Annotated in this window: 21 protein-coding genes; 5 read left to right on the top strand and 16 right to left on the bottom strand. The window is 64.2% G+C overall.

Features of this window, described 5'->3' with window-relative positions:
• Positions 1–97: 97 nt before the first annotated feature.
• The 4 genes from KPG71_RS07250 to KPG71_RS07235 form a co-directional block, all read right to left on the bottom strand.
• Positions 98–853 (bottom strand): LuxR family transcriptional regulator, encoded by a 756-nt coding sequence (locus KPG71_RS07250; protein WP_216337437.1) that lies wholly within the window; start codon positions 851–853, stop codon positions 98–100.
• Positions 850–1,293: a type II 3-dehydroquinate dehydratase gene (aroQ, locus tag KPG71_RS07245; protein WP_216337436.1), complete on the bottom strand. Its 444-nt coding sequence runs from the start codon at positions 1,291–1,293 to the stop codon at positions 850–852. The genes KPG71_RS07250 and aroQ overlap by 4 nt, the downstream gene beginning before the upstream one ends.
• Before the next feature lie 250 nt (positions 1,294–1,543).
• Positions 1,544–2,800 (bottom strand): FAD-binding oxidoreductase, encoded by a 1,257-nt coding sequence (locus KPG71_RS07240; RefSeq protein ID WP_216337435.1) that lies wholly within the window; start codon positions 2,798–2,800, stop codon positions 1,544–1,546.
• A 119-nt stretch (positions 2,801–2,919) separates the two neighbouring features.
• On the bottom strand, positions 2,920–4,143 hold the full coding sequence (locus KPG71_RS07235; RefSeq protein WP_073031409.1) for an acyl-CoA dehydrogenase: 1,224 nt from the start codon (positions 4,141–4,143) through the stop codon (positions 2,920–2,922).
• Positions 4,144–4,249: 106 nt separating this feature from the next.
• Here KPG71_RS07235 and KPG71_RS07230 point away from each other — a divergent pair, with 106 nt between their 5' ends.
• Positions 4,250–5,161: a LysR substrate-binding domain-containing protein gene (locus KPG71_RS07230; RefSeq protein WP_216337434.1), complete on the top strand. Its 912-nt coding sequence runs from the start codon at positions 4,250–4,252 to the stop codon at positions 5,159–5,161.
• A 228-nt stretch (positions 5,162–5,389) separates the two neighbouring features.
• Here KPG71_RS07230 and phoB read toward each other — a convergent pair whose 3' ends face one another.
• From phoB to KPG71_RS07180, 10 genes are all read right to left on the bottom strand, one after another.
• Entirely contained in the window at positions 5,390–6,079 is a 690-nt protein-coding gene (gene phoB, locus KPG71_RS07225) for a phosphate regulon transcriptional regulator PhoB (RefSeq protein ID WP_216337433.1), read from the bottom strand.
• A 20-nt stretch (positions 6,080–6,099) separates the two neighbouring features.
• Complete coding sequence (gene phoU / locus KPG71_RS07220) at positions 6,100–6,819, bottom strand: phosphate signaling complex protein PhoU (RefSeq protein ID WP_216337432.1); 720 nt, start codon at positions 6,817–6,819, stop codon at positions 6,100–6,102.
• Positions 6,820–6,831: 12 nt separating this feature from the next.
• The gene (pstB, locus tag KPG71_RS07215; RefSeq protein WP_216337431.1) at positions 6,832–7,629 is read right to left on the bottom strand and encodes a phosphate ABC transporter ATP-binding protein PstB; all 798 of its coding nucleotides are present in this window, start codon (positions 7,627–7,629) and stop codon (positions 6,832–6,834) included.
• Positions 7,630–7,647: 18 nt separating this feature from the next.
• Complete coding sequence (gene pstA, locus KPG71_RS07210) at positions 7,648–8,976, bottom strand: phosphate ABC transporter permease PstA (protein WP_216337430.1); 1,329 nt, start codon at positions 8,974–8,976, stop codon at positions 7,648–7,650.
• Positions 8,973–10,445, bottom strand: a complete 1,473-nt coding sequence (gene pstC / locus KPG71_RS07205; RefSeq protein ID WP_216337429.1) for a phosphate ABC transporter permease subunit PstC — start codon at positions 10,443–10,445, stop codon at positions 8,973–8,975. Before pstC ends, pstA begins: the two co-directional genes overlap by 4 nt.
• Positions 10,446–10,531: 86 nt before the next feature.
• Positions 10,532–11,572, bottom strand: a complete 1,041-nt coding sequence (locus KPG71_RS07200; RefSeq protein ID WP_216337428.1) for a substrate-binding domain-containing protein — start codon at positions 11,570–11,572, stop codon at positions 10,532–10,534.
• A gap of 181 nt (positions 11,573–11,753) precedes the next feature.
• Positions 11,754–12,791 (bottom strand): cell wall metabolism sensor histidine kinase WalK, encoded by a 1,038-nt coding sequence (locus KPG71_RS07195; protein WP_216337427.1) that lies wholly within the window; start codon positions 12,789–12,791, stop codon positions 11,754–11,756.
• The gene (locus tag KPG71_RS07190; RefSeq protein WP_216337426.1) at positions 12,788–13,318 is read right to left on the bottom strand and encodes a gamma carbonic anhydrase family protein; all 531 of its coding nucleotides are present in this window, start codon (positions 13,316–13,318) and stop codon (positions 12,788–12,790) included. The genes KPG71_RS07195 and KPG71_RS07190 overlap by 4 nt, the downstream gene beginning before the upstream one ends.
• Complete coding sequence (gene gmk / locus KPG71_RS07185; RefSeq protein ID WP_216337425.1) at positions 13,315–13,959, bottom strand: guanylate kinase; 645 nt, start codon at positions 13,957–13,959, stop codon at positions 13,315–13,317. The genes KPG71_RS07190 and gmk overlap by 4 nt, the downstream gene beginning before the upstream one ends.
• Before the next feature lie 82 nt (positions 13,960–14,041).
• On the bottom strand, positions 14,042–14,932 hold the full coding sequence (locus KPG71_RS07180; protein ID WP_367397319.1) for a YicC/YloC family endoribonuclease: 891 nt from the start codon (positions 14,930–14,932) through the stop codon (positions 14,042–14,044).
• Between the two features lie 180 nt (positions 14,933–15,112).
• Between KPG71_RS07180 and KPG71_RS07175 the strand changes: the two genes are divergently transcribed.
• Positions 15,113–15,781, top strand: a complete 669-nt coding sequence (locus KPG71_RS07175; RefSeq protein ID WP_253196149.1) for a PAS domain-containing protein — start codon at positions 15,113–15,115, stop codon at positions 15,779–15,781.
• A gap of 116 nt (positions 15,782–15,897) precedes the next feature.
• On the opposite strand, the gene KPG71_RS07170 is transcribed toward KPG71_RS07175, so the two are convergent.
• The gene (locus tag KPG71_RS07170; protein WP_216337424.1) at positions 15,898–17,271 is read right to left on the bottom strand and encodes a class II 3-deoxy-7-phosphoheptulonate synthase; all 1,374 of its coding nucleotides are present in this window, start codon (positions 17,269–17,271) and stop codon (positions 15,898–15,900) included.
• Positions 17,272–17,446: 175 nt separating this feature from the next.
• Between KPG71_RS07170 and KPG71_RS07165 the strand changes: the two genes are divergently transcribed.
• On the top strand, positions 17,447–18,451 hold the full coding sequence (locus tag KPG71_RS07165) for a GlxA family transcriptional regulator (protein WP_216337423.1): 1,005 nt from the start codon (positions 17,447–17,449) through the stop codon (positions 18,449–18,451).
• Positions 18,452–18,627: 176 nt separating this feature from the next.
• On the opposite strand, the gene KPG71_RS07160 is transcribed toward KPG71_RS07165, so the two are convergent.
• Entirely contained in the window at positions 18,628–19,698 is a 1,071-nt protein-coding gene (locus tag KPG71_RS07160; RefSeq protein ID WP_216337422.1) for a PQQ-dependent sugar dehydrogenase, read from the bottom strand.
• Between the two features lie 167 nt (positions 19,699–19,865).
• On the opposite strand from KPG71_RS07160, the gene KPG71_RS07155 reads away from it, so the two are divergent.
• Both KPG71_RS07155 and KPG71_RS07150 read left to right on the top strand, forming a co-directional pair.
• Complete coding sequence (locus KPG71_RS07155; protein ID WP_216337421.1) at positions 19,866–21,056, top strand: ABC transporter substrate-binding protein; 1,191 nt, start codon at positions 19,866–19,868, stop codon at positions 21,054–21,056.
• Between the two features lie 108 nt (positions 21,057–21,164).
• Positions 21,165–21,947 (top strand): ABC transporter ATP-binding protein, encoded by a 783-nt coding sequence (locus KPG71_RS07150; RefSeq protein WP_216337420.1) that lies wholly within the window; start codon positions 21,165–21,167, stop codon positions 21,945–21,947.
• Positions 21,948–21,999: the final 52 nt, after the last annotated feature.

Here is a 21,999-nt window from a genome sequence, read left to right as displayed (position 1 = left end):
CGTCAACCAGTTTGCGCGGAATTTCGCCGTTAAGAAAGTAAGATTTTCCTTACCAAACGATTAATTTTCTCTAAATTATTGGTTTTGCAGTAATCTTTTAGGGTTCAATAACAAACATCTGGTTCTGCAATGCCGCCTTGAGAACCGCCTGCGCGGTTGTCTCGACCCGCAGCGACTGCCGGGCGAGTCGCAAGTGCTTTTCGACGGTGGCGGGGGTCAGCCCCATCAGGAGGGCGATATCCTGTATGGTCTTGCCGTCGCCGACCCATCCCAGAACCTCGGATTGTCGTTTGGTCAGTTTCCGTCCCGGCGAGGTATGGGGCAGGGTGAGAATGCGCAGGTGCACGACATTGTTGAGGGTCAGAATTTCCCTGCCGTGCCGTTCCCAGACCCGATCGACCTCGACCTGGTCAAGCCCGTCGCGGGCGGTCAGCGCAATCGCACCCTTGCACCGTGGCGCCACCGATTTGAAACTGATGGAATAGCCCGCGCACACGCCCTTGGAACGATTGAATTCGAGAACCTTGCGCTGATCGTCCGACAGTGTGCCGGCGTCACCCCATTCCCGCAGGATCGTCCAGGAACAGGCGCCTTCGTTGTGCAGAGCCCATCGCAGCATCGGCGCATGGAAATACAGGCCTTCGCCGATGAACACGTCGGTGTAGTCGCTGGAATGATTGGTCAGCAACACGAAATCTTCCGGGTCGCCGAAAGACGTTTCGGTGCAGTACCGGGTATAGCCGTACATGATCCGGTCGAACCCGAAATCAGCCATTTGCCGCGTATGCCGCGTCCACAGCTCTTCGATGCTGCTGGCGTTGATCAGGGTGTTGATTTGGTCGCTTGAAATCATCCGCTGGCGTCGAGATGCTGTGCCATGGCCCGAAGCGCAAGCGCATAACCATGGGCGCCAAAGCCGCAGATCACGCCGACGGCGACCCTGGCGATATAGGACGTATGACGAAACTCTTCACGCGCGTGAACATTGGACAAGTGCAATTCGATGGCGGGCAGGTCGACCGAGCTTAGCGCGTCCATCAGCGCCACCGATGTATGGGTATAGGCGCCGGCATTCAGAATGATCCCGTCATGCGTTCCGCGCGCGGCATGGATTGCGTCGATCAGAGCGCCTTCGGAGTTGCTTTGGACGAAGGTCAGTTCAACGCTCAGGGCGCTGGCGGTATCGCGGCACAGTGCTTCGATATCGGCCAGTGTCGTCGTGCCATAGACCTCGGGCTGGCGTTGTCCCAGCAGGTTCAGGTTCGGCCCGTTCAGGACGAGAATAGAGGTCATGGAGTTAAATTCCTTGTGCTATCCAGTTTAATAGCCCGTGAACATGGCGCGAGTCGAGTGGGAGTTGCGCGGTGATTGAGATAGTCGCGCAAACGGATATATCCGTGTCTGACATTAAAGATGTTGCGTTGAGCGTTGTTTGTAAACCGATTTTGTCTTCTACGGGTACTGCTTTGCAGTATTAATTATTTACATAATACTGATTATGTGCCTTTTGTATATATCCAGAACCGCCCTCCACCCGGTGTTTTCATCTGGCGCTGAGGCCGTGCACCATGCGTGCGCCGGTTTCGAATATGGCGGTCTTGAGCCGGGTAAACCGTTCGCTGTGCTGTTCGATGGGGTTTATCGGCAATCCGGCTTCGTCCCCTGACAGCAAAGCACGGGCCGCTTCGCGACCGAACAATGTGCCGGGTGCGATCCCGCGGCCGGAATAGCCGAAGACGGACATCCCCTGTGGCCCGAGGCGCAGGATCTTCGGCAAATGATCGGATGTCATCGAAATCTTTCCGGCCCAGGAATGCGTGATCGCGACATTTTCCAGTTGCGGAAACAGCCGGATGAGCTTGCGGCGTGCCCATCCTTGTTGAATGTCGCTCTCGTCGCCCATGCCGCCCAGAATGATGCGCCCGGCCGCATCGCGCCTCAGCGACGACATGATCAGCGCGCTGTCCCAGCACCCCTCGCCGCCCGGCAGGATCGTCCCGGCGATATTGTCGCCAAGCGGTTCGGTCGCGAGCTGGAAGAAATTCACCGTCGGAACCTGCGGGATTGCCATCTGTTCGAGCGGCTTATGATAGGCGTTCGTCGCGATCAGCAGCGCCTTGGCGCGCACCTTGGCCCCGGAGGACCGGACAACCCATTGCCCGCCATGCCGCATGGCCGACATCACGGGGGTCTGTTCGAAAATCCGCGCACCCGCGGCTTCGGCGGCGCGGGCCAGGCCACGGGCATACGCCAGGGGCTGAATCGTTCCGGCGCGGGCGTCGTGCAATGCACCGTGAAACCCCTGCGCCCCGGTTCTCTGCGCGGTTTCGGCGCTGTCGATCAAGCTGACGGGAGCGCCCCGCGCGGCCAGTTGATCGTAGCGTTTTTTCAGGTCCGCAGCGCCTTTGGGCGCGTGCGCCAGATGCAAGGTGCCGCTGCGGCGCGGCTCGCACTGGATGTCGTGGGATTCAATCAGGTTGAACACCAGTTCGGGCGCGGCGCCGAGCGCGCTGTTCAGGCGTTCCCCGGCATCCTGCCCAAGCGTGGCGCATACGGCGTCGGGCGGCAGCCAGAGCCCTGCATTCACAAGCCCGACATTGCGGCCCGATCCGCCATGCCCGATGGTTTCGGCCTCGAGCAGGATGACATCGGCCCCCTGCCCTGCGGCTTCGAGGGCGGCGGAGAGGCCGGTGAAGCCGCCGCCGAGAATCACCAGATCGGCGCTGAACTCGCCTTGCAGGGTGCGCGCGGTGAAGGTCTCGGCGGCGCTGTCGCGCCAGAGGGAGCCGAGGCCGCTCATGAGACGGCCCCGGCATGTTTCGGGGGTGAAATGTGCTGGCTCATGCTGACGGTATTCTGAAACGGTTCAGGCACGTTACCGCGCCTGACGCCAAAGGCAACACCCCGCGTGTCCGCTCTTCAGAAGAATGCCTGAAGGCCGGTTTGCGCGCGGCCCAAAATCAGCGCGTGAACGTCATGTGTGCCTTCGTAGGTGTTCACGGTTTCAAGGTTCATCATGTGGCGAATGACTTGAAATTCCTCGGAAATTCCGTTCCCGCCATGCATGTCGCGGGCCATGCGGGCGATATCCAGAGCCTTGCCGCAATTGTTGCGTTTGATCAGCGAGATCATTTCCGGCGCGGCGCTGGCGTCGTCCATCAGGCGGCCCACACGGAGCGCGGCCTGAAGGCCGAGCGCGATTTCGGTCTGCATGTCGGCGAGTTTCTTTTGAAACAACTGGGTTTGGGCCAGGGGGCGGCGGAACTGGTGGCGGTCGAGGCCGTATTGGCGGGCGGCGTGCCAGCAGGTTTCGGCGGCGCCCATGACGCCCCAGGCGATGCCGTAGCGCGCCCGGTTAAGACATCCGAAAGGCCCTTTCAGCCCTTCGACATTGGGCAGCAGCGCATCTTCTCCCACCTCGACGTTGTCCATCACGATTTCGCCGGTGATCGAGGCGCGAAGGCTTTGTTTTCCCTGGATTTTCGGGGCGCTCAGACCCTTCATGCCCTTGTCCAGGACGAAGCCGCGAATCTTGCCGTCATGGGCTTCGGACCTGGCCCAAACCACGAAGACATCGGCGATCGGGCTGTTAGAGATCCACATCTTGGAGCCGTTGAGGCGATAGCCGCCGTCGATCTTTTCGGCGCGGGTTTTCATGCCTGCCGGGTCGCTGCCTGCATCGGGTTCGGTCAGGCCGAAGCAACCGATCAACTCGCCTTTTGCCAATCCATTCAAATACTTACGGCGTTGTTCTTCGCTGCCGTAGGCGTAGATGGGATACATGACGAGGGAGGATTGGACGCTCATCATGGAGCGGTAGCCCGAATCGACGCGTTCAATTTCGCGCGCCACGAGGCCGTAGGAGACGTAACCCGCTGACAAACCTCCATATTCTTCGGGAATGGTGGTGCCCAGAAGGCCCATTTCACCCATTTCGCGGAAAATTTCGGGGTCGGTTTTTTCCTGGGCGTAGGCCTCGGTCACGCGGGGCTGAAGATTTTCCTGCGCGAAGGTGCGGGCGCTTTGCGAAATCATACGCTCTTCTTCAAGCAGTTGATTTTCAAGCAAAAACGGGTCTTCCCAGTTGAACGATCCGAGGTCCGGTTTGTCCTTGGCCTTGAGGGCGGGGGTGTCGAGGCTCATTTTTCGGCGCTCCTTATGAGGAAATTGCGGGTTTCTTGCACCATACATTAACCTTCGGGTAAGAAATAACGCGAAAACTGCATTTATTCATGAGGTTTACGCATACATGGCCACCCTGCCCCGCCGCTTCCTGCCCTCGACCAGCGCTTTGCGGGCGCTGGAGGCGCTGGACCGTCTGGGCAGCGCCACCGCCGCCGCGGACGATCTGAACCTGAGCCAGAGCGCGGTCAGCCGCCAGATACAGGCGCTGGAGGACCAGACCGGCGTGACGCTGGTGATCCGCGAAGGGCGGCGCATGGTGCTGACGCCCGAGGCGGCCGATTACGCCGCCGAAATCCGCGCGGCGCTGAACAAGATCACGCAGGCGACGCTGAAGCTGAGCGTGAACCCGTCGGGCGGCAGTCTGGATCTTGCGATCCTGCCGACCTTCGGGATGCGCTGGCTGGTGCCGCGCCTGGCCGAGTTCGCCCGCCTGCACCCGGAGGTGACGATCAACCTGTCCACACGTCTGAAACCGTTCAGCTTTGGCGCGGAACCCTTTGATGCGGCGATACATTTCGGCGCGGCGGACTGGCCGGGAACGCAGGCGCTGCGGCTGAAGGCCGAGGCGGTGGTGGCAGTGTGCGCGCCGGGCCTGATTGCCGGGAAAGCGCCGCGCGGGCCGCAGGATTTGTTGGCCCTGCCGCTGCTCCATATCGAGACCCGTCCCGAGGCATGGCGGGCGTGGTTCGCGGCGCACGGGATCGAAACCGGCCCGGTGACGGGGACGATCTATGACCAGTTCGCGACCATCACACAGGCGGCGCTGCACGGGCTGGGCGTGGCGCTGCTGCCCGATTACCTGGCGGAACAGGACCTTGCCACCGGGCGGCTGGTGCGCGCCTGGGGCGGGCCGACGACCAGCCCTGGCGCCTATCATCTGGTCTGGCCGGTGGAAAAATCGCGCGATGCGGCCCTGAAAAAGTTTCGCGAGTGGCTGGCGACGCAGGTCGAGGACGAAGACGCCCTGCCCCGCTGATCCATGATATTTGCGCATGAGGCGATCATGCGGGGTATGCATGGTTGCGAAAACCGCGTGCCAGCGAGCGTTTCGTACGTTTTGTACGATGTGTACGCGGGTTTTGTACGAAAATCGGGGGCTGTGGAAGAATTTGCGCCCAACATGGACGCAAACCGCGATTTTCGGGCGGAGTTGCCGGAGTTTTGAAAAAACTCCGGGCCGGAAAATTTTGAATTTTCCGGGGCCTCAGCCGAGGGCGTACCCGGCCCCGCGCACGGTGCGCAGCGGATCGTCGCCGCCGTGCTTGCAGAGCGCCTTGCGCAGCCGTCCGATATGAACGTCCACTGTCCGGGTATCGACATAGATGTCGCGCCCCCAGACCCGGTCGAGCAATTGTTCGCGCGACCACACGCGCCCCGGTTTTTCCATGAAGGTCGAGAGCAGGCGGAATTCCGTCGGGCCGAGTTTCAACTCCTTGGCATCGCGGGTCACGCGGTGGGTTTCGGCATCGAGGATGATGTCCTCGTATTCCAGGCGCTGGCCCACCACCGAGGGCCGCGTGCGGCGCAGTTGCGCGCGGATGCGGGCCATCAGTTCGATCACCGAATAGGGTTTGATCACGTAATCGTCGGCCCCGGTTTCGAGGCCCCGCACGCGATCCACCTCTTCGGAGCGGGCCGAGAGCATGATGATCGGCACGCTGCGGGTGTCCGAGCGCGTCTTGAGCTGCCGGCAGACCTCGATCCCCGAGACATTGGGCAACATCCAGTCCAGAACGATCAGGTCCGGCGCGGCCTCGTCCACCAGCAACAGGGCCTCTTCGCCGTTTTCGGCGGCGGTCACGCTGAACCCGTCGGCTTCGAGGTTGTAGCGCAGCACCTCGCGCTGCGCCGGTTCGTCCTCGACCAGAAGAACGGAAGGCTGATCGGTGGCCATGATCTGTGTCTTTCCTTAACTCAGGCCTCGGGGGCGATGCTGGCGTCATGCGAGGTGCGGTCGCGCTTGGGGCGCGGCTCGTCCGGCATCTCGCCGGTGACGAGATAGATCACCTGTTCGGCGATCGAGGTGACGTGATCGCCCATGCGTTCGGTGTTCTTGGCGATGAAATGCAGGTGCATGCAGGGCGTGATGCTGCGCGGGTCTTCCATCATGAAGGTCAGGAATTCGCGGAACAGCGCATTATACATCTGATCGACATCGTGATCGCGCTGCACCACGTCGCCGGCCAGGTCGGGATCGCGCTGAATATAGGCATCGAGCGCGTCGCGCAGCATCAGTTCGACCTCGCGCGCCATGCGCCGCAGCGCCGCCGTGGCGCCGTTGATCGGCGACATCTGCGACAGGACGGTGGTGCGTTTCGCCATGTTCTTGGCGTAGTCGCCGATCCGTTCGAGATTGCCCGCGATCTTCATCACGCTGAGGATCAGGCGCAGGTCGATGGCGGTGGGCGCGCGCAGGGCGATCAGGCGCGCGGTTTCCTCGTTGATCTGCTCTTCGAGCGCGTCGATGGCGCGGTCTCCGGCGCGGACCTTTTCGGCCAGTTCCTCGTCGCGGGTTTCCAGCGAGGTCGCCGCATCGAGGATAGCCTTTTCGACAAGGCCGCCCATCTTCATGATATGGGCCTGGATGCCTTCGAGGTCGCGATCGAAGGATGAAACGATATGCTGATCGGACATTTGGGTCACTCCTTAGCCGATACGGCCGGTGATGTAGCTTTCGGTGCGCTCATCTTTGGGGTTGGTGAAGATCTGTTCGGTGTCGTCGAATTCCACGAGGCTGCCGAGGTGGAAGAACGCGGTTTTCTGGCTGACGCGGGCGGCCTGCTGCATCGAGTGGGTGACGATGACGACCGAGTAGTTCTGGCGCAGCTCGTCGATCAACTCCTCGACTTGGGCCGTGGCGATGGGGTCGAGCGCCGAGCAGGGTTCGTCCATCAGCAGCACCTCGGGTTCGGTGGCCACGGCGCGGGCGATGCACAGGCGCTGTTGCTGGCCGCCCGAAAGCCCGGTGCCGGGGGCATCGAGCCGGTCCTTGACCTCGTCCCAGATGGCGCCGCGGCGCAGGGCCTTTTCGACGATCTCGTCGAGGTCGGCCTTGGAATTGGCGAGACCGTGGATGCGCGGGCCATAGGCGATGTTGTCGTAGATCGACTTGGGAAAGGGGTTGGGCTTCTGGAACACCATGCCGACCTTGGCGCGCAGTTGCACGGGATCGACCTTCTTGTCGTAGATGTCTTCGCCGTCGAGCAGGATGTCGCCCTCGACGCGGCAGACGTCGATGGTGTCGTTCATCCGGTTCAGGCAGCGCAGGAAGGTGGACTTGCCGCAGCCGGATGGCCCGATGAAGGCGGTCACGGTGTTGTCGGCGATATCGACATCCACGTCCTTGATGGCATGGGTGTCGCCATAATAGACCTGCACCTTGCGGGCGGAGAATTTGATTGTCTGGTCGGTCACGCGGTTCTCCGGGGTTGGGGCGTCGTACATGGGAGGGGTCCCTTTGGCTTACCAGCGGCGCTCGAAGCGGCGGCGCAGGATGATGGCAATGATATTCATGGTCAGCAGGAAGGCCAGCAGGATGATGATCCCGCCCCAGGCTTTCTCGTAGAAGCTGGCGTCGGCGCGGGCGGCCCAGGTGTAGATCTGGGCGGGCATGGCGGAGTTGGCCTCGGTGAAGCCGGCCATGATACCGTCGGGGTAGCCGCGCGCGACGAAGCCCACCATGCCGATCAGCAGGAGCGGCGCGGTTTCGCCAAGCGCCTGCGCGAGGCCGATGATGGTGCCGGTCAGGATGCCGGGCATGGCCATCGGCAGGACGTGGTGGAACACCGCCTGCATTTTCGACGCCCCCACCCCGAGCGCCGCGTCGCGGATCGAGGGCGGCACGGATTTGAGCGAGGCGCGCGTCGAGATGATGATCGTCGGCAGGGTCATCAGCGTCAGCACCAGCCCGCCCACCAGCGGCGCGGATTGGGGCATGTGCATGAACTGGATGAACACCGCAAGGCCAAGGATGCCGAACACGATGGAGGGCACGGCGGCGAGGTTCGAGATGTTCACCTCGATCAGGTCGGTGAAGCGGTTTTGCGGTGCGAACTCTTCAAGGTAGATCGAGGCGGCCACGCCGATGGGCAGCGACAGGAACAGCACCACCAGCATCATGAAGAACGATCCGACGACCGAAGCGCCGATGCCGGCCCCACCGGGGTTATCCACGCCCGCGTCGGTGCCGGTGATGAAGGTCCAGTTGATCGCGCCCTTGATGATCCCGGCCTGTTGCAGCGCGTCCACCAGATCGAGGTCGGTGGCCATCAGGAAGCGGCTGTCTTCGATGCTGTCGCGGGTGATCCGGCCATTGAAGTAGCCATCCACGCGCGAGGAGGCCGGAAGCTGGAACGAAACGCTCTCGCCCACCTTGTCGGGGTTGTCGGCATAGAAGGTCCGCAGGTCGCCGCCGATCTTGCCGAGCAGGCGTTCGATGGCGTCATTGTCGACCTCGACCTCTAGGCCGCTTTCGTCGAGTTGCGATTTCAGCGCGTCGATGAAGACGGTCTGATAGGCCTTGGTCTTGAACAGTTCGCTTTCGGCGGCGTCCACCTGTGCGGCGGTCATGGTGAAATCGACATCGACCACGGTGCGGGTGAAGGCCGGTGCGCCCGAGCGCACGATGGAGACGGTCAGCACGGCGAGGAAGAACAGCCCCACAAGGATCGCGGCGATCCCGTAGCCTTTGAAGCGGGCCTCGGCGCGGTTGCGGCGGGTGGTTCTGGCGTCCTGCACATGGAGCGAGCCCTTGCGCGGCGCGCCCGAAGTGTTGAGCGATGCGTCGGTCATTCGTACTGCTCCCGGTATTTGCGCACGATGTAGAGGGCGAAGACGTTGAGGCCCAGGGTGATCACGAAGAGGGTCATGCCGAGGGCGAAGGCGACCAGCGCCTCGGGCGAGGCGAAATCGGCGTCGCCGGTCAACTGGCTGACGATCTTGGCGGTGACGGTGGTCATGGCCTCGAACGGGTTGAGCGAGAGTTTCGCGGCGGCCCCTGCCCCCAGCACCACGATCATGGTTTCCCCGATGGCGCGGCTGGCGGCCAGAAGGATCGCGCCGACGATACCCGGTAGGGCGGCGGGCAGGATCACCTGTTTGATCGTCTCAGACCGGGTCGCGCCCAGCCCGTAAGACCCGTCGCGCATGGCCTGCGGCACGGCATTGATGATGTCATCGGAGAGCGAGCTGACGAAGGGGATCAGCATGATGCCCATGACCAGTCCGGCGGTCATCACGGCGGTGCCCGCCTGCATCCAGCCCAGCCCGTCGCGCCCGAAGACCGAGACCAGCAGCGGGCCGACCGTCAGCAGGGCGAACAGGCCGTAGACGATGGTCGGGATACCGGCCAGCACCTCGAGCATCGGCTTGGCGATGGAGCGGACACGGGGGCTTGCGTATTCCGAGAGATATACGGCGGAGAAAAGCCCCACCGGCACGGCCACCGCAAGCGCCACGATGGAAATGTAGAACGTGCCCCAGAGCAGCGGCAGGACGCCGAGATCGGAACTGCCGCCGCGGCCCGAGAAACTGGGCGCCCAGTTGAGCCCGGTAAAGAAATCCCAGGCCGGGTAGAGGCGGAAGAACTCGATCGTGTTGAACACGAGGCTGAGAATGATGCCCACGGTCGTCAGGATGGCGATGGAGGCGGCGCCGATGAGGATGGCGCGAATGCCCTGTTCAACGGTGTTGCGGGCGCGGAAATCGGAATGCGCCTCCCTGAGTCCCCAGAAGGCCCCGGCGAGGGCCAGCACGATCACGGCAATGGACATCCACAGCGTGCCGGTGGCGTTCATCACGCGGTAGCGCTGTGCGGCGTTCAGGACAGGCTGGGTCACCGTGGAGGTGACGATCTGGCCCGCGTCCTTGAGGCGTTGGGTGACATCGGTGATATCGGCGCGCAGATCGCTGGCGAAACCTTCGGCCATGAGGCCCTGAGCCACGGCGTTGTCCAGCCCTTCGGCGGTGCGGCGCACCTCGGCCATCACCAGCCCGCGCGAGGCGTTATCGGCCACGGTGCGGTCCGGGATCATCTCGGCAACGGTGGCGTTGATGTAGAACGGCTGCACCAGCAGCCAGACGATCAGAAGGAGGAAGGCCGGGACAGCCGCCTTCATGGCGACGTTCCAGCCGTAATAGGACGGCAAGGAGTGCAGGTGACACGTATTGCCCCCGGCGCTTGCCAGGGCGCGTTGCCGGCCCAGGATATAGCCGACAGCGGCGATCGCCAGGACGATCATGATGAGCCAGAACAGTGGCATGTGCCCCTCGCAGGTTGTTTTGAAAAGGTCCTAAAAGGAAAAGGGGGCGGCGGAATATGCCGCCCCCCGCCTGTAACCGTTTTCGATTACATGCCTTCGCCCATGGTCGTCTCGTCAGCGACGGCTGTCTGGGTGCCGGCCAGTTCCGGGTCGGCGACGAGGCCGTAGTTCGACAGCGGGCCGCCGGGGCCTGCGATCTCGTCAGCCACGAAGAACTGGGCGTATTCCTTGAGGCCGGGGATCACGCCGATATGGGCCTTCTTCACGTAGAAGAACAGCGGGCGCGAGACCGGGTATTCGCCCGAAGCGATGGTTTCGGTCGAGGGCGACACGCCGCCCATGGTGGCGACTTTCAGCTTGTCGGTGTTGTTCTCGTAGAACGCCAGGCCGAACACGCCGATGCCGTTGGTGTTGGCGTCGATGCGCGCCAGGGTTTCGGTGTAGTCGCCGTCGATATCAACCGACTTGCCGTCCTGGCGAACGTCGAGGCAGGCGTCTTCGGCGGCGTCTTCGTCCATGCCGCTGTCCATCATCGCCTGCATGGCGCCGGTGTCTTCGCAGCCCTTGAGCAGGACCTTGTCTTCAAAGACTTCGCGGGTGCCGTGCTTGGTGCCGGGGATGAACATGGCGATTTCGGCGTCGGGCAGATCGCTGTTGAACTCGGCCCAGGTATTGTGGGGGTTCTCGACCAGTGCGCCGTCTTTCAGGACGGTGGCGCCGATGGCGTTGAAGATGTCGGCAGGCTGGAAGGCGGTGTAGGCCGGGCCCGATTGCTGGCTGGCGAACACGATGCCGTCATAGCCGATGCGCACTTCGATGATGTCGGTGACACCGTTCTCGGCGCAGGCCTTGATTTCTTTTTCGCGGATGGCGCGCGAGGCGTTGGCCACGTCGATGGTGTTTTCGCCGACGCCTTCGCAGAAGCGCTTGAGACCGGCCGACGAACCGCCCGATTCGACAACCGGGGTCGGGAAGTCGGTGTTGTCGCCGAAGAGTTCGGCCACGATCGAGGCGTAAGGCAGCACGGTCGACGAGCCGGCGACCTGTACGTTGTCGCGCGCGGCAGCGGCGGTGGCCGAGACGGCGGCAATGGCGAGCGTCGAGGCGGTCATCTTGATATAGGACATGGATAGCTCCTGATTGGTGTGTCCGGTTCGGAGGCCCCAGGCGGTACCTCTTGGCGCGGTGCTATCGGTGGGTGACGACGCTTTTGTTAAAGTTTTGTAACAGTTTCATGACAGCCGCCGGATTATGCCGAAATTATCGCATTGTGGCCGGGCGCGGCTACGCGGGCGGCGCGCCGACGGGTCACAGGGGCAGAATCACCCTGAATTCGGCCCCTTGGCCGGGGGCGGATTCGATCCTGAGGCGGCCCCGGTGGCGGTTGACGATATGCTTGACGATCGCCAGCCCCAGCCCCGTGCCGCCCTGCTCGCGCGAGCGGTGGGTGTCGATGCGGTAGAACCGTTCGGTCAGGCGGGGAATGTGAACCTGGTCGATTCCCGGCCCGGTGTCGCAGACGCTGAGAATCGCCGCCGGGCCGCGCAGTTGCGGGGCGCGCTCGGTGGTGCTGAGCGAGAGGGTGACGGTGCCGTTTCCGCCGCCGTACTTGATGGCGTTCTCGGTCAGGTTGGTGACGACCTGAATCAGCTGGTCGCGGTCGCCGGGCACGATGACCGGGGTGTCGTCCATGTCGGTTTGCAATGTCACATCCGACGCGCTGGCCACCGGGCGCAGCGAATGCAGCACGCTTTCGACGATCTGTTTGAGATCCACCTTGTCGGTGGGGCGCACGCGCTCCTCGGCCTCGACCCGGCTGAGCGACAGGAGGTCGCGCACCAGGCGCTCCATGCGCTGCGCCTCGGCCATCATGATCGACAGGAAGCGCTCGCTGGCCGCGGCATCGCCCTTGGCGGGGCCTTGCAGGGTTTCGATGAAGCCCATCAGCGCGGTCAGCGGCGTGCGCAACTCATGGCTGACATTGGCGACGAAATCGCGGCGCATCTGCCCGGCCTGTTCGAGATGGGTGACATCCTCGAAAAAGACCAGCGCCCCCTGCCCCAGTTCGGTCTCCACCTTGGACACGCTGACCACGAAACTGGTGTCCTGCGCGCCATCGCTGCCGAGATAGCGGGTCTTGCGCGGTTTGGCGTCGCGCAGGGTGCCTTCGATGGCGTCCAGCACGGTGGGCTGGCGCAGGGCGGTGATGAAATGCCGCCCCACGATCTGCTGCCCCAGAAGGGCCAGCGCCTGTGCGTTGGCCCCCAGAATCCGCTCGCCTTGCCCGATCAGGAGGGCGGGCAGCGGAATGGCCTGCAACAGGGTCGAGATCTTGCCTTCGGTCATGACCCGGAGAGGGGTATCAGGCCATCGCGGTAGCGGCGCATGTTCTGCTGGTAATGCAGGGCCGAGGCGCGCAGCCCCTCGATGGCCGCGTCATCGAGGCTGCGCACCACACGGGCCGGTGCGCCCATCACGAGGCTGCCATCGGGGATCTCCTTGCCTTCGGTCACCAGGGCCCCCGCGCCGATCAGGCAGTTCCGGCCGATCACCGCGCCGTTCAGGACCGTCGCGCCCATGCCGATCAGGGTGTTGTCGCCGATGGTGCAGCCATGCAGCATCGCCTTGTGCCCGATGGTGCAGCCCGCGCCGACGGTCAGCGGAAAGCCGATATCGGTGTGCATCACGCAGTTCTCCTGCACGTTGCTGCCCGGCCCGATCACGATCTCCTCGTTGTCGCCGCGCAGGGTGCTGCCGAACCAGACCGAGGCCGCCCGCTCCAGCACGATCCGCCCGATCAGGTTGGCGTCGGGCGCGGTCCATGTGTCGTCGGCGATCTGCGGGGCGTGGCCGTCAAGCGAATACAGGGTCATAATGTGGTTTCCTCGAATTCCGTATGAAGCTGTTTGACATGGGCGTTGAGGCCCGGCTGTTGAATGCGCTTGAGCCGCGCCGCCTGAACCACGGTCTTCAGCCGCTCGAAGGTGGCGTCGAGATCGTCGTTGATCAGCACGTAATCGTACTCGGCCCAATGGCTGATCTCGTCCCAGCTTTTGCGCATGCGCTTGGCGATCACCTCGGCGCTGTCCTGCCCGCGTTTCACAAGACGGCGGTGCAATTCGCGGATCGAGGGCGGCAGGATGAAGATCGACAGCGTATGCTGGCCCAGGGCCGAGTTCTGGATCTGCTGCGCGCCCTGCCAGTCGATGTCGAACAGCACGTCATCGCCGCCCTCGATGGCCGTTTGCACCGGGCCGCGCGGCGAGCCGTAGAAATTGCCGAACACATGGGCATGTTCCAGCATGTCGCCATTGGCCACCTGGCGCTGAAACTCGGGCTCGGACAGGAAATGATAATCCTTGCCGTCCACCTCGCCCTCGCGCGGGGTGCGGGTGGTGGCGGAGACCGAAAAGCTCAGGCTCGGGTCCCAGTCGCGCAATTGCCGCGTCAGCGTCGATTTGCCCGCGCCCGAGGGCGAGCTGAGAATGATCAAAAGGCCGCGGCGGTTGCTCATCTGTCCCAGTTCCTTGTCTTCATCTTTCCCCAAATACTCTCGAGGGTCCGGGGGTGAAACCCCCGGCTGCGCCACGTCGGGCCTATTCCACGTTCTGAACCTGTTCGCGCATCTGGTCGATCACCGCCTTCAGGTCCAGCCCGATCGCCGTGAGCCCGGTATGTTGCGACTTGGCGCAGAGCGTGTTGGCCTCGCGGTTGAATTCCTGCGACAGGAAATCCAGCTTGCGCCCGATGGGCACGCCCTGCGACAGCAGATCGCGCGCGGCACCGACATGGGCGCGCAGGCGGTCGAGCTCTTCGGTGATGTCGGATTTCACCGCGATCAGCGCCAGTTCCTGCGCGACACGGGGTTCGTCGACCGGATCGGCATTGTCCGTCACGCGGGCCAGTTGCGCGCGCAGCGTCTCGGCCATCTGCCCCTCCCGGACCTGTGCGGCCGCGGCGGCCTGCTCCACCAGCTTGGCGATCTGGTCGAGTTGCCCGGACAGGATGGAGCGGAGCGCCGCGCCCTCGCTGGCGCGCATCTCCAGAAAGCCGGTGAGCAGCGTCTCGAAATCCTTGAGCAGCGCATCGCGCAGCGGCGCGGTGTCCTGGTCGCCGCCGCCCGCGTCGAGCACCCCGCGCATGGCCAGCAGGTCGGCGGGCGTGGACGGGGCCAGCGTGACGCCGGTCTGCATGGCGCGGGCTTCGACATGGGCCATCGCGGTCAGGATATCGTCGAGCAGGGCGTCGTTGACGGTGAGCTGGCCGGATTGGTCCTCGGCATGGACGCGTAGCGACAGGTTCACGTTGCCCCGCGTCAGCGCCTTGCCGAGCCGGGCGCGCAGCGCGGCTTCGAGCCCCTCGATCCAGTCGGGAACGCGCAGGCGCAAATCCAGCCCCTTGCCGTTGACGCTGCGCAAATCCCATGTCCAGCCATGGGCCTGATGGGTTCCGGTGGCCGAAGCGAAGGCCGTCATAGAGTTGAGCACGGGTATTCCTCCGGCACGGTTGCGGGTTTGTCCTAGCCACTCTGCCCCGGCGAGGCAAGCATTGCCATACCGGGCGGCCGGGCGCCGGACGGTTAACCATTTGGTTGGAATTTTAGACAAATTCATATGGAACCGTGGCAGATTGCAACGAGGCGCGGGGGATCTCCGCCCGAATGCGCGATGTCCGTCACATGGGGAACAGGTGAGCAGATGATCACGGATCTGACCGGAGCGCCGGGTTTGGCGCGACACGCACAGGGCCTGCGGGCCCGCGATATCGAGGCCTTTCGCCGGTATTGGAGCAGGATGCGCAAGTCGGGCGATGTGCCGCGCCGGTCGGATATCGACCCGCGCGGGATCGCGCCGGTTCTGTCCGAGGCCTTTGTCGCCGAACGGATCGCGCCGGGGCTGGTGCGGCTGCGGATCGCGGGCAACCATCTGAACGACCTGATGGGCATGGAGGTGCGTGGCATGCCGCTGAGCAGTTTCCTGCGCCCCGGCGACCGCGACAGGCTGGCCGAGTGTCTGGTCGATCTGTTCGACAGGCCCGCGACGCTGGATCTGGATCTGGTGGCCGAACGGCGGATGGGCTCTGCGCCGCTGACCGGGCGGCTGGTGATGATGCCCTTGCGCAGCGATCTGGGCGATATCTCGCGCGCCCTGGGGTGTCTGGTGACGGAGGGGCCGTGCGGGCTCGCGCCGCGCCGCTTTGCGATCAGCCGCAGCCGGATCACCGGGATAGATACGGGCGCAGTCGCCGAGCCGGAGCGCCCCGCCCCTGCCCTGTCGGCGACGCGCGCCCCGTTGATGAGCGAGCGGCCGTACCTGCGGCTGGTGACGAAGGATTGAAAGGGGGCGCGGCCCGGCCTTGCAGTCCGGGCCGGAGTTTTGGCTGGTGTGGTGCAGATAAAAAAGGGGCCGCAAGGGCCCCTTTCCGTTTCCGGGTCGGCTGTCGCGGCGCCGGATCAGACCGCTTGTGCGGTCTGGCGGCTTTCGCGCAGGTTCGACAGTTCCTCGGCCACGAGGAAGGCCAGTTCCAGTGACTGGCTGGCGTTGAGGCGCGGATCGCAGGCCGTGTGGTAGCGGTCCGAGAGGTTTTCCTCGCTCACCGCGCGCATCCCGCCGGTGCATTCGGTCACGTCCTGGCCGGTCATCTCGAAATGCACGCCGCCGGGGATCGTGCCCTCGGCGCGGTGGACGGCGAAGAATTCCTGCACCTCGCGCAGGACCGAGTCGAACGGCCGGGTCTTGTAGCCGGTGGCCGACTTGATCGTGTTGCCGTGCATCGCGTCGCAGACCCAGACCACCTTGGCGCCTTCCTGTTCGACCGCGCGGATGAGGCGCGGCAGGTGATCGCCCACCTTGCCCGCGCCGAACCGTGCGATCAGGGTCAGGCGCCCGGCCTCGTTTTCCGGGTTGAGCGTGGCCATCAGGCGCTTGAGGTCGTCGGTTTCCATGCTGGGGCCGCATTTCAGGCCGATGGGGTTCAGCACCCCGCGGGCGAATTCCACATGCGCTCCGTCGGGCTGACGGGTGCGGTCGCCGATCCAGATCATGTGCCCCGACCCCGCCAGCCAGTTGCCGGAGGTGGAATCGAGCCGCGTCAGCGCCTCTTCGTATTCCAGCAGCAGGGCCTCGTGGCTGGTGTAGAAATCCACGGTGCCCAGCTCGTGCTGGGTTTCGGCGGTCATGCCCGCGGCGGCCATGAAATCCAGCGTGTCCTGAATGCGGTTGGCCATTTCACGGTACTTGGCGGCCTTTTCGTCGTCGGTGAAGCCGAGCGTCCAGGAATGCACCCGGTGCACATCGGCGAACCCGCCCGTGGAAAAGGCGCGCAGCAGGTTCAGCGTGGCCGCGGCCTGCGTGTAGGCCTGCAGCATCTTGTTGGGATCGGGGATGCGGGCCTGTTCGGTGAAGGCCAGTTCGTTGATGATGTCGCCGCGGTAGCTGGGCAGTTCGACGCCATCGACCGTTTCGGTCGGCGCGCTGCGCGGTTTGGCGAACTGACCGGCCATGCGGCCCACCTTGACCACCGGCACCTTGGCGCCATAGGTCAGCACCATCGCCATCTGCAGCATCACCTTGAACGTGTCGCGGATCGCGTCCGCCGAGAACTGTTCGAAACTTTCCGCGCAATCGCCGCCCTGCAGCAGGAACGCCTCGCCGCGCGAGGCGGCGCCGAGTTCACGCTTGAGGCGGCGCGCCTCACCGGCGAAGACAAGCGGCGGATAGTGCGACAGGCGGGCCTCGACCTCGGCCAGGGCGGCGGGATCGGTATAATCCGGCATCTGGACCCGCGGTTTCGCGCGCCAGTCGGACTTCTGCCATGTCGTCGTCATTGTTCGTCTCCGGTTTGAGGCTTCGGAACCTTTGCTATACAAAAGCGAGTATCGGGATACCATATATGATTTGACGCTCTTGACGCAAAGGCGCGGGTCTGACTTTTGTCAAACGACAGAATCACGCGCAACAGCCAAATGGGTCAGGGAGCGGAAAAGGAAAGTCCGAGCGAATATGAAGCCTGCTACGCCAACAGTCGCCATAGACAGCCCGACGGCCCCGCGCCGGTTCGTTTTCGTGTTGCTGGAAAACTTCACGCTGCTGAGTTTTTCCGCCGCTCTGGACAGCCTGCGCATCGCCAACCGGATGTCCGGTCAGGAACTTTACTCCTGGGCGTTGGCGGCCGATTCAGAGGACGGGAAAATCGCCTGTTCGGCGGGGGCGGTGTTTGAAACGGACATGGGGCTCGACGAGTTGAACCGCGACGATACCGTCATCGTGTGCGGGGGTGCAGACGTGCAGGCCGCCACCACCAAGAAAATGCTGAACTGGCTGCGCCGCGAGGCCCGCCGGGGCGTCAAGATCGCCGGGCTGTGCACGGCGGCCTACACGCTGGCGCGCGCGGGGCTGCTGGATGGCAAGCGCGCCACGACCCATTGGGAGAACCACGACAGTTTCGTCGAGGAGTTCGACGAGGTGGAACTGACCAAGTCGGTCTTCGTGGTGGACGGCAACCGGATGAGCACCGCGGGCGGGACATCCTCGATCGACCTGTTCCTGAAGCTGATCGCGGACGACCACGGCGAGAAACTGGCCAATTCGGTGGCCGATCAGCTGATCTATTCTTCGATCCGCACCGACCAGGACACCCAGCGGCTGAGCGTGCCGACCCGGATCGGCGTGCGCCACCCCAAGCTGAGCCAGGTGATCCAGATGATGGAGGCCAATATCGAGGAGCCGATCAGCCCCTCGGTCCTGGCCAAGGATGTGGGCATGTCCACCCGGCAGCTCGAACGGCTGTTCCGCCGCTACCTGAACCGCAGCCCCAAGCGGTATTACATGGAACTGCGCCTGCAAAAGGCGCGCAACCTGCTGATGCAGACCGACATGACGGTGATCAACGTGGCGCTGGCCTGCGGGTTCGCCAGCCCTTCGCATTTCTCGAAATGCTACCGGGCGCATTACAACACCACGCCTTACCGCGAGCGCGGCACGCAATCGAGCCGGTTGTCGGTCTGACCGGACGCGCGGTGCGGGGGCGCTGCCCCCGTCGCCCTTGCGGGCTTGTTCGGGGCTGAAACGATCCTGCAGATCGTTTCCGGGACGCCCCTCACCCCCCGGAGTATTTCAGGAAAGATGAAGGCAAGGCGCTGCGCCGTCAGGCCGATGCACGTGTCTCGCCTGCCGGGGCGTTGTCAGTCGGGCGTCATGCGATAGAGCGCGCCCTGCCCCACGGACAGGAACCAGATCGCGCCATCGGGGCCTTCGCGGATGTCGCGCACGCGCAGGGTTTCGGGGGTGGCGATCTGGCGGACCTCGCGCAGCGGATCGCCCGAAAGCTGCGCGATATGGTCGAATTTGAGACTGCCGACGAAGAAATCGCCGCGCCAGTCGGGCCAGAGCGCGCCGGAATAGATCATCATGCCCGAGGGGGCGATGGACGGATCCCAGTAATAGGCGGGCTGTTCCATGCCGGGGTTCGACGTGCCCTCGCCGATTTTCGCCCCGGAATAATGCGTGCCGTAGGAAATCACCGGCCAGCCGTAATTGGCGCCCGGTGTGATGCGGTTGATTTCATCCCCGCCGCGCGCGCCGTGTTCCACCACCCAAAGCTGCCCCGAAAGGTCCAGCGCCGCGCCTTGCGGGTTGCGGTGGCCGTAGGACCAGATTTCGGGGCGTGCATCGGCACGCGCGGCAAAGGGATTGCCGGGCGGCACCGAGCCGTCGCGCGCGATGCGGAGGACCGAGCCGTTTTCACGGCTCAGGTCCTGGGCGGATGGGCGATCCCCGCGCTCGCCGACCGTGACGAAAAGAGCGCCGTCGGGGGTCTCGACCAGGCGCGAGCCGAAATGCCGCCCGCCGGAGGAGCCGGGGCGCATTTCCCAGATCACCTGCCAGTCGGTCAGGCTGTGGTTGTCGTCTGACAGGCGGGCGCGGGCCACGGCGGTGCCCGCGCCGTTGGCCTGCGGTTTGGCATGGGAGAAGAACAGGGTCCGGCTGCTGGCGAAGTCGCGCGGCACCAGAACGTCGAGCAGGCCGCCCTGCCCCTGTGCGGCGATCGGGCCGAGGCCGGTGATCTCGTGCCGGGTATCGCCGTCGAGGCGCAACAGGCGGCCATCGCGTTCGGTCACCAGAACGCTGCAGTCGGGCAGGAAGCCGATGGACCAGGGGGCGTCGAAACCGTCGGCGACCGGCGTGATGCGTTGGGCCATTGCCGGGGCGGCGGCAAGGCCGAGAACGACAAGCGTGGCGATCAGGCGGATCATCGGCACCTCCTGCGGGGGGACGGCTATGGGGACTGTCTATCACATGGGGTGCGTTGCCGTCCGGTCAACCGGCGCGGCGCGGTTGTGGCGCGCGTTATGCTCTTGCGTTTCGCAAATGGCGGGATAGGGTCCGGTCTGAAGACAACCTTCTGCATGGGAGAGAGACGATGAAGAAATTCCTGATGGCCACTGCCGCCGCCGCGCTGAGCGCGGGCGCCGCGAGCGCTGCTGACGACACCGTCAAGATCGGTATTCTGCTGGGCTTTACCGGGCCTCTGGAATCGCTGGCCCCGGCGATGGCCGGTGGCGCCGAGGTGGCGATTGCCGAGGTGAGCGACAGCGGCAAGCTGCTGGACGGCAAGACCGTCGAGCCGGTGCGCGGCGACGCCACCTGCATCGACGCGGGCGCGGCCACCGCTGCCGGTGAACGCCTTGTCACGTCCGACGGCGTTTCGGCCATCATGGGCGCGATGTGTTCGGGCGCATCGGGCGCCGTGTTGTCCAATGTCGCCGTGCCGAACGGGATCGTGATGATCTCTCCCTCGTCGACATCGCCGGCGCTGTCGTCGGTCGAGGATAACGGCCTGTTCTTCCGCACCGCCCCGTCGGATGCGCGTCAGGGCACGATCATGACCGAGGTCATCATGGAGCGCGGTATCCAGAGCGTCGCGTTGACCTATACCAACAACGATTATGGCAAGGGGCTGGCGGACAGCTTCCAGCAGGCGTTCGAGGCGGCTGGCGGCGAAGTCACGCTGTCGACGCCTCATGAGGACGGCAAGGCCGACTATTCCGCCGAAGTCGGCGCGCTGGCCGCGGCCGGGGGCGATGCGCTGGTGGTGGCCGGGTATGTCGATCAGGGCGGATCGGGCGTGGTGCAGGCCGCGCTGGACACCGGCGCGTTCGACACGTTCGTGTTCCCCGACGGGATGGTCGGCGACGCGCTGGTCGAGAATTTCGGCGATGCGATCGACGGCTCGTTCGGGCAGAATCCGGGCTCGGACAGCGAAGGCGCGAAGATCTACGAGGACATGGCCGAAGCGGCCGGTGTCGAAGGGGGATCGGTCTATTCCAAGGAGGCCTATGACGCCGCGGCGCTGATCCTGATGGCCATGCAGGCGGCGGGCTCGACCGATGCGAACGAGTTCAAGTCGCGGATCATGGACGTGGCCAATGCGCCGGGTGAAAAGATCCTGCCGGGCGAGCTGGGCAAGGCGCTGGACATTCTGGCCGAAGGCGGTGAGGTGGATTATGTCGGCGCGACCGATGTCGAACTGATCGGCCCCGGAGAAGCCGCCGGCGTGTTCCGCGAGATCGAGATCGAGAACGGCGAGATCGTTACGGTCCGCTATCGTTGAGGGTTTTCCCTGCGTAAAGAAGAACGGCCCGAGGATGGACTCCTCGGGCTGTTTGCGTAAAAGGGCGGATCATGATGACAGACATGCGAACCGGGGGATGACGGGGCGATGATCGAGGTTCACGACCTGCACAAGCATTTCGGCGGATTTCATGCGGTCGACGGCGCGACGCTGTCGATTGCCGAAGGGTCGATCACCGGGCTGATCGGGCCGAACGGCGCGGGCAAGACGACGCTGTTCAACGTGATCGCCGGTGTGCTGCCGCCGACCTCGGGGCGGGTGAGCATGGCGGGCGAGGACATCACCGGGTTGCCGCCGCATGAGCTGTTTCACAAGGGGGTGTTGCGCACCTTTCAGATCGCGCATGAATTCGGGTCGATGACCTGCCGGGAAAACCTGATGATGGTGCCGGGCGGACAATCGGGGGAAACCCTGTGGAACACATGGTTCGGTCGCCGCCGCATCGCCGATGAGGAACGCGCGCTGCGCGCCAAGGCCGACGAGGTTCTGGAATTCCTGACCATCGAGCATCTGGCCGAACAGCGCGCGGGCGAGGTTTCGGGCGGGCAGAAAAAGCTGCTGGAACTGGGCCGCACGATGATGGTGGATGCGCGCATCGTCTTTCTGGACGAGGTGGGCGCGGGCGTGAACCGCACGCTGCTGAACACCATCGGCGACGCGATCCTGCAACTGAACCGCGAGCGCAACTATACCTTCGTGGTGATCGAGCACGACATGGATTTCATCGAACGCATCTGCGATCCGGTGATCTGCATGGCCGAGGGCAAGGTTCTGGCCGAGGGCACGCTGGCCGAGATCAAGGCCAATGAGCAGGTGATCGAGGCCTATCTGGGCACGGGGCTGAAAAACAAGGACATGGTGGGCGCATGATCGCGAGTGCAAGAGCATCGTCATCCGCTGTCGGGGCGCCGCTTGCCCACCG

Origin of the sequence: Roseovarius sp. PS-C2 (assembly GCF_018862045.1) — a bacterium.
Classification (GTDB): domain Bacteria; phylum Pseudomonadota; class Alphaproteobacteria; order Rhodobacterales; family Rhodobacteraceae; genus Roseovarius.
The sequence above is the reverse complement of the archived record's forward strand: the minus strand, read 5'-3'. Positions and strand labels throughout refer to the sequence as shown.

Bases quoted from the DNA above. Each gene is read 5' to 3' on its own strand.
- KPG71_RS07240 (WP_216337435.1), bottom strand. From the start codon at position 2,800: ATGAGCGGCCTCGGCTCCCTCTGGCGCGACAGCGCCGCCGAGACCTTC.
- KPG71_RS07160 (WP_216337422.1), bottom strand. From the start codon at position 19,698: ATGATCCGCCTGATCGCCACGCTTGTCGTTCTCGGCCTTGCCGCCGCC.
- phoB (WP_216337433.1), bottom strand. From the start codon at position 6,079: ATGGCCACCGATCAGCCTTCCGTTCTTCTGGTCGAGGACGAACCGGCG.
- KPG71_RS07175 (WP_253196149.1), top strand. From the start codon at position 15,113: ATGTCCGTCACATGGGGAACAGGTGAGCAGATGATCACGGATCTGACC.
- KPG71_RS07155 (WP_216337421.1), top strand. From the start codon at position 19,866: ATGAAGAAATTCCTGATGGCCACTGCCGCCGCCGCGCTGAGCGCGGGC.
- KPG71_RS07150 (WP_216337420.1), top strand. From the start codon at position 21,165: ATGATCGAGGTTCACGACCTGCACAAGCATTTCGGCGGATTTCATGCG.
- KPG71_RS07165 (WP_216337423.1), top strand. From the start codon at position 17,447: ATGAAGCCTGCTACGCCAACAGTCGCCATAGACAGCCCGACGGCCCCG.
- KPG71_RS07250 (WP_216337437.1), bottom strand. From the start codon at position 853: ATGATTTCAAGCGACCAAATCAACACCCTGATCAACGCCAGCAGCATC.
- KPG71_RS07230 (WP_216337434.1), top strand. From the start codon at position 4,250: ATGGCCACCCTGCCCCGCCGCTTCCTGCCCTCGACCAGCGCTTTGCGG.
- KPG71_RS07190 (WP_216337426.1), bottom strand. From the start codon at position 13,318: ATGACCCTGTATTCGCTTGACGGCCACGCCCCGCAGATCGCCGACGAC.
- gmk (WP_216337425.1), bottom strand. From the start codon at position 13,959: ATGAGCAACCGCCGCGGCCTTTTGATCATTCTCAGCTCGCCCTCGGGC.
- pstB (WP_216337431.1), bottom strand. From the start codon at position 7,629: ATGTACGACGCCCCAACCCCGGAGAACCGCGTGACCGACCAGACAATC.
- KPG71_RS07195 (WP_216337427.1), bottom strand. From the start codon at position 12,791: ATGACCGAAGGCAAGATCTCGACCCTGTTGCAGGCCATTCCGCTGCCC.
- KPG71_RS07235 (WP_073031409.1), bottom strand. From the start codon at position 4,143: ATGAGCCTCGACACCCCCGCCCTCAAGGCCAAGGACAAACCGGACCTC.
- pstA (WP_216337430.1), bottom strand. From the start codon at position 8,976: ATGACCGACGCATCGCTCAACACTTCGGGCGCGCCGCGCAAGGGCTCG.
- phoU (WP_216337432.1), bottom strand. From the start codon at position 6,819: ATGTCCGATCAGCATATCGTTTCATCCTTCGATCGCGACCTCGAAGGC.
- aroQ (WP_216337436.1), bottom strand. From the start codon at position 1,293: ATGACCTCTATTCTCGTCCTGAACGGGCCGAACCTGAACCTGCTGGGA.
- pstC (WP_216337429.1), bottom strand. From the start codon at position 10,445: ATGCCACTGTTCTGGCTCATCATGATCGTCCTGGCGATCGCCGCTGTC.
- KPG71_RS07200 (WP_216337428.1), bottom strand. From the start codon at position 11,572: ATGTCCTATATCAAGATGACCGCCTCGACGCTCGCCATTGCCGCCGTC.
- KPG71_RS07170 (WP_216337424.1), bottom strand. From the start codon at position 17,271: ATGACGACGACATGGCAGAAGTCCGACTGGCGCGCGAAACCGCGGGTC.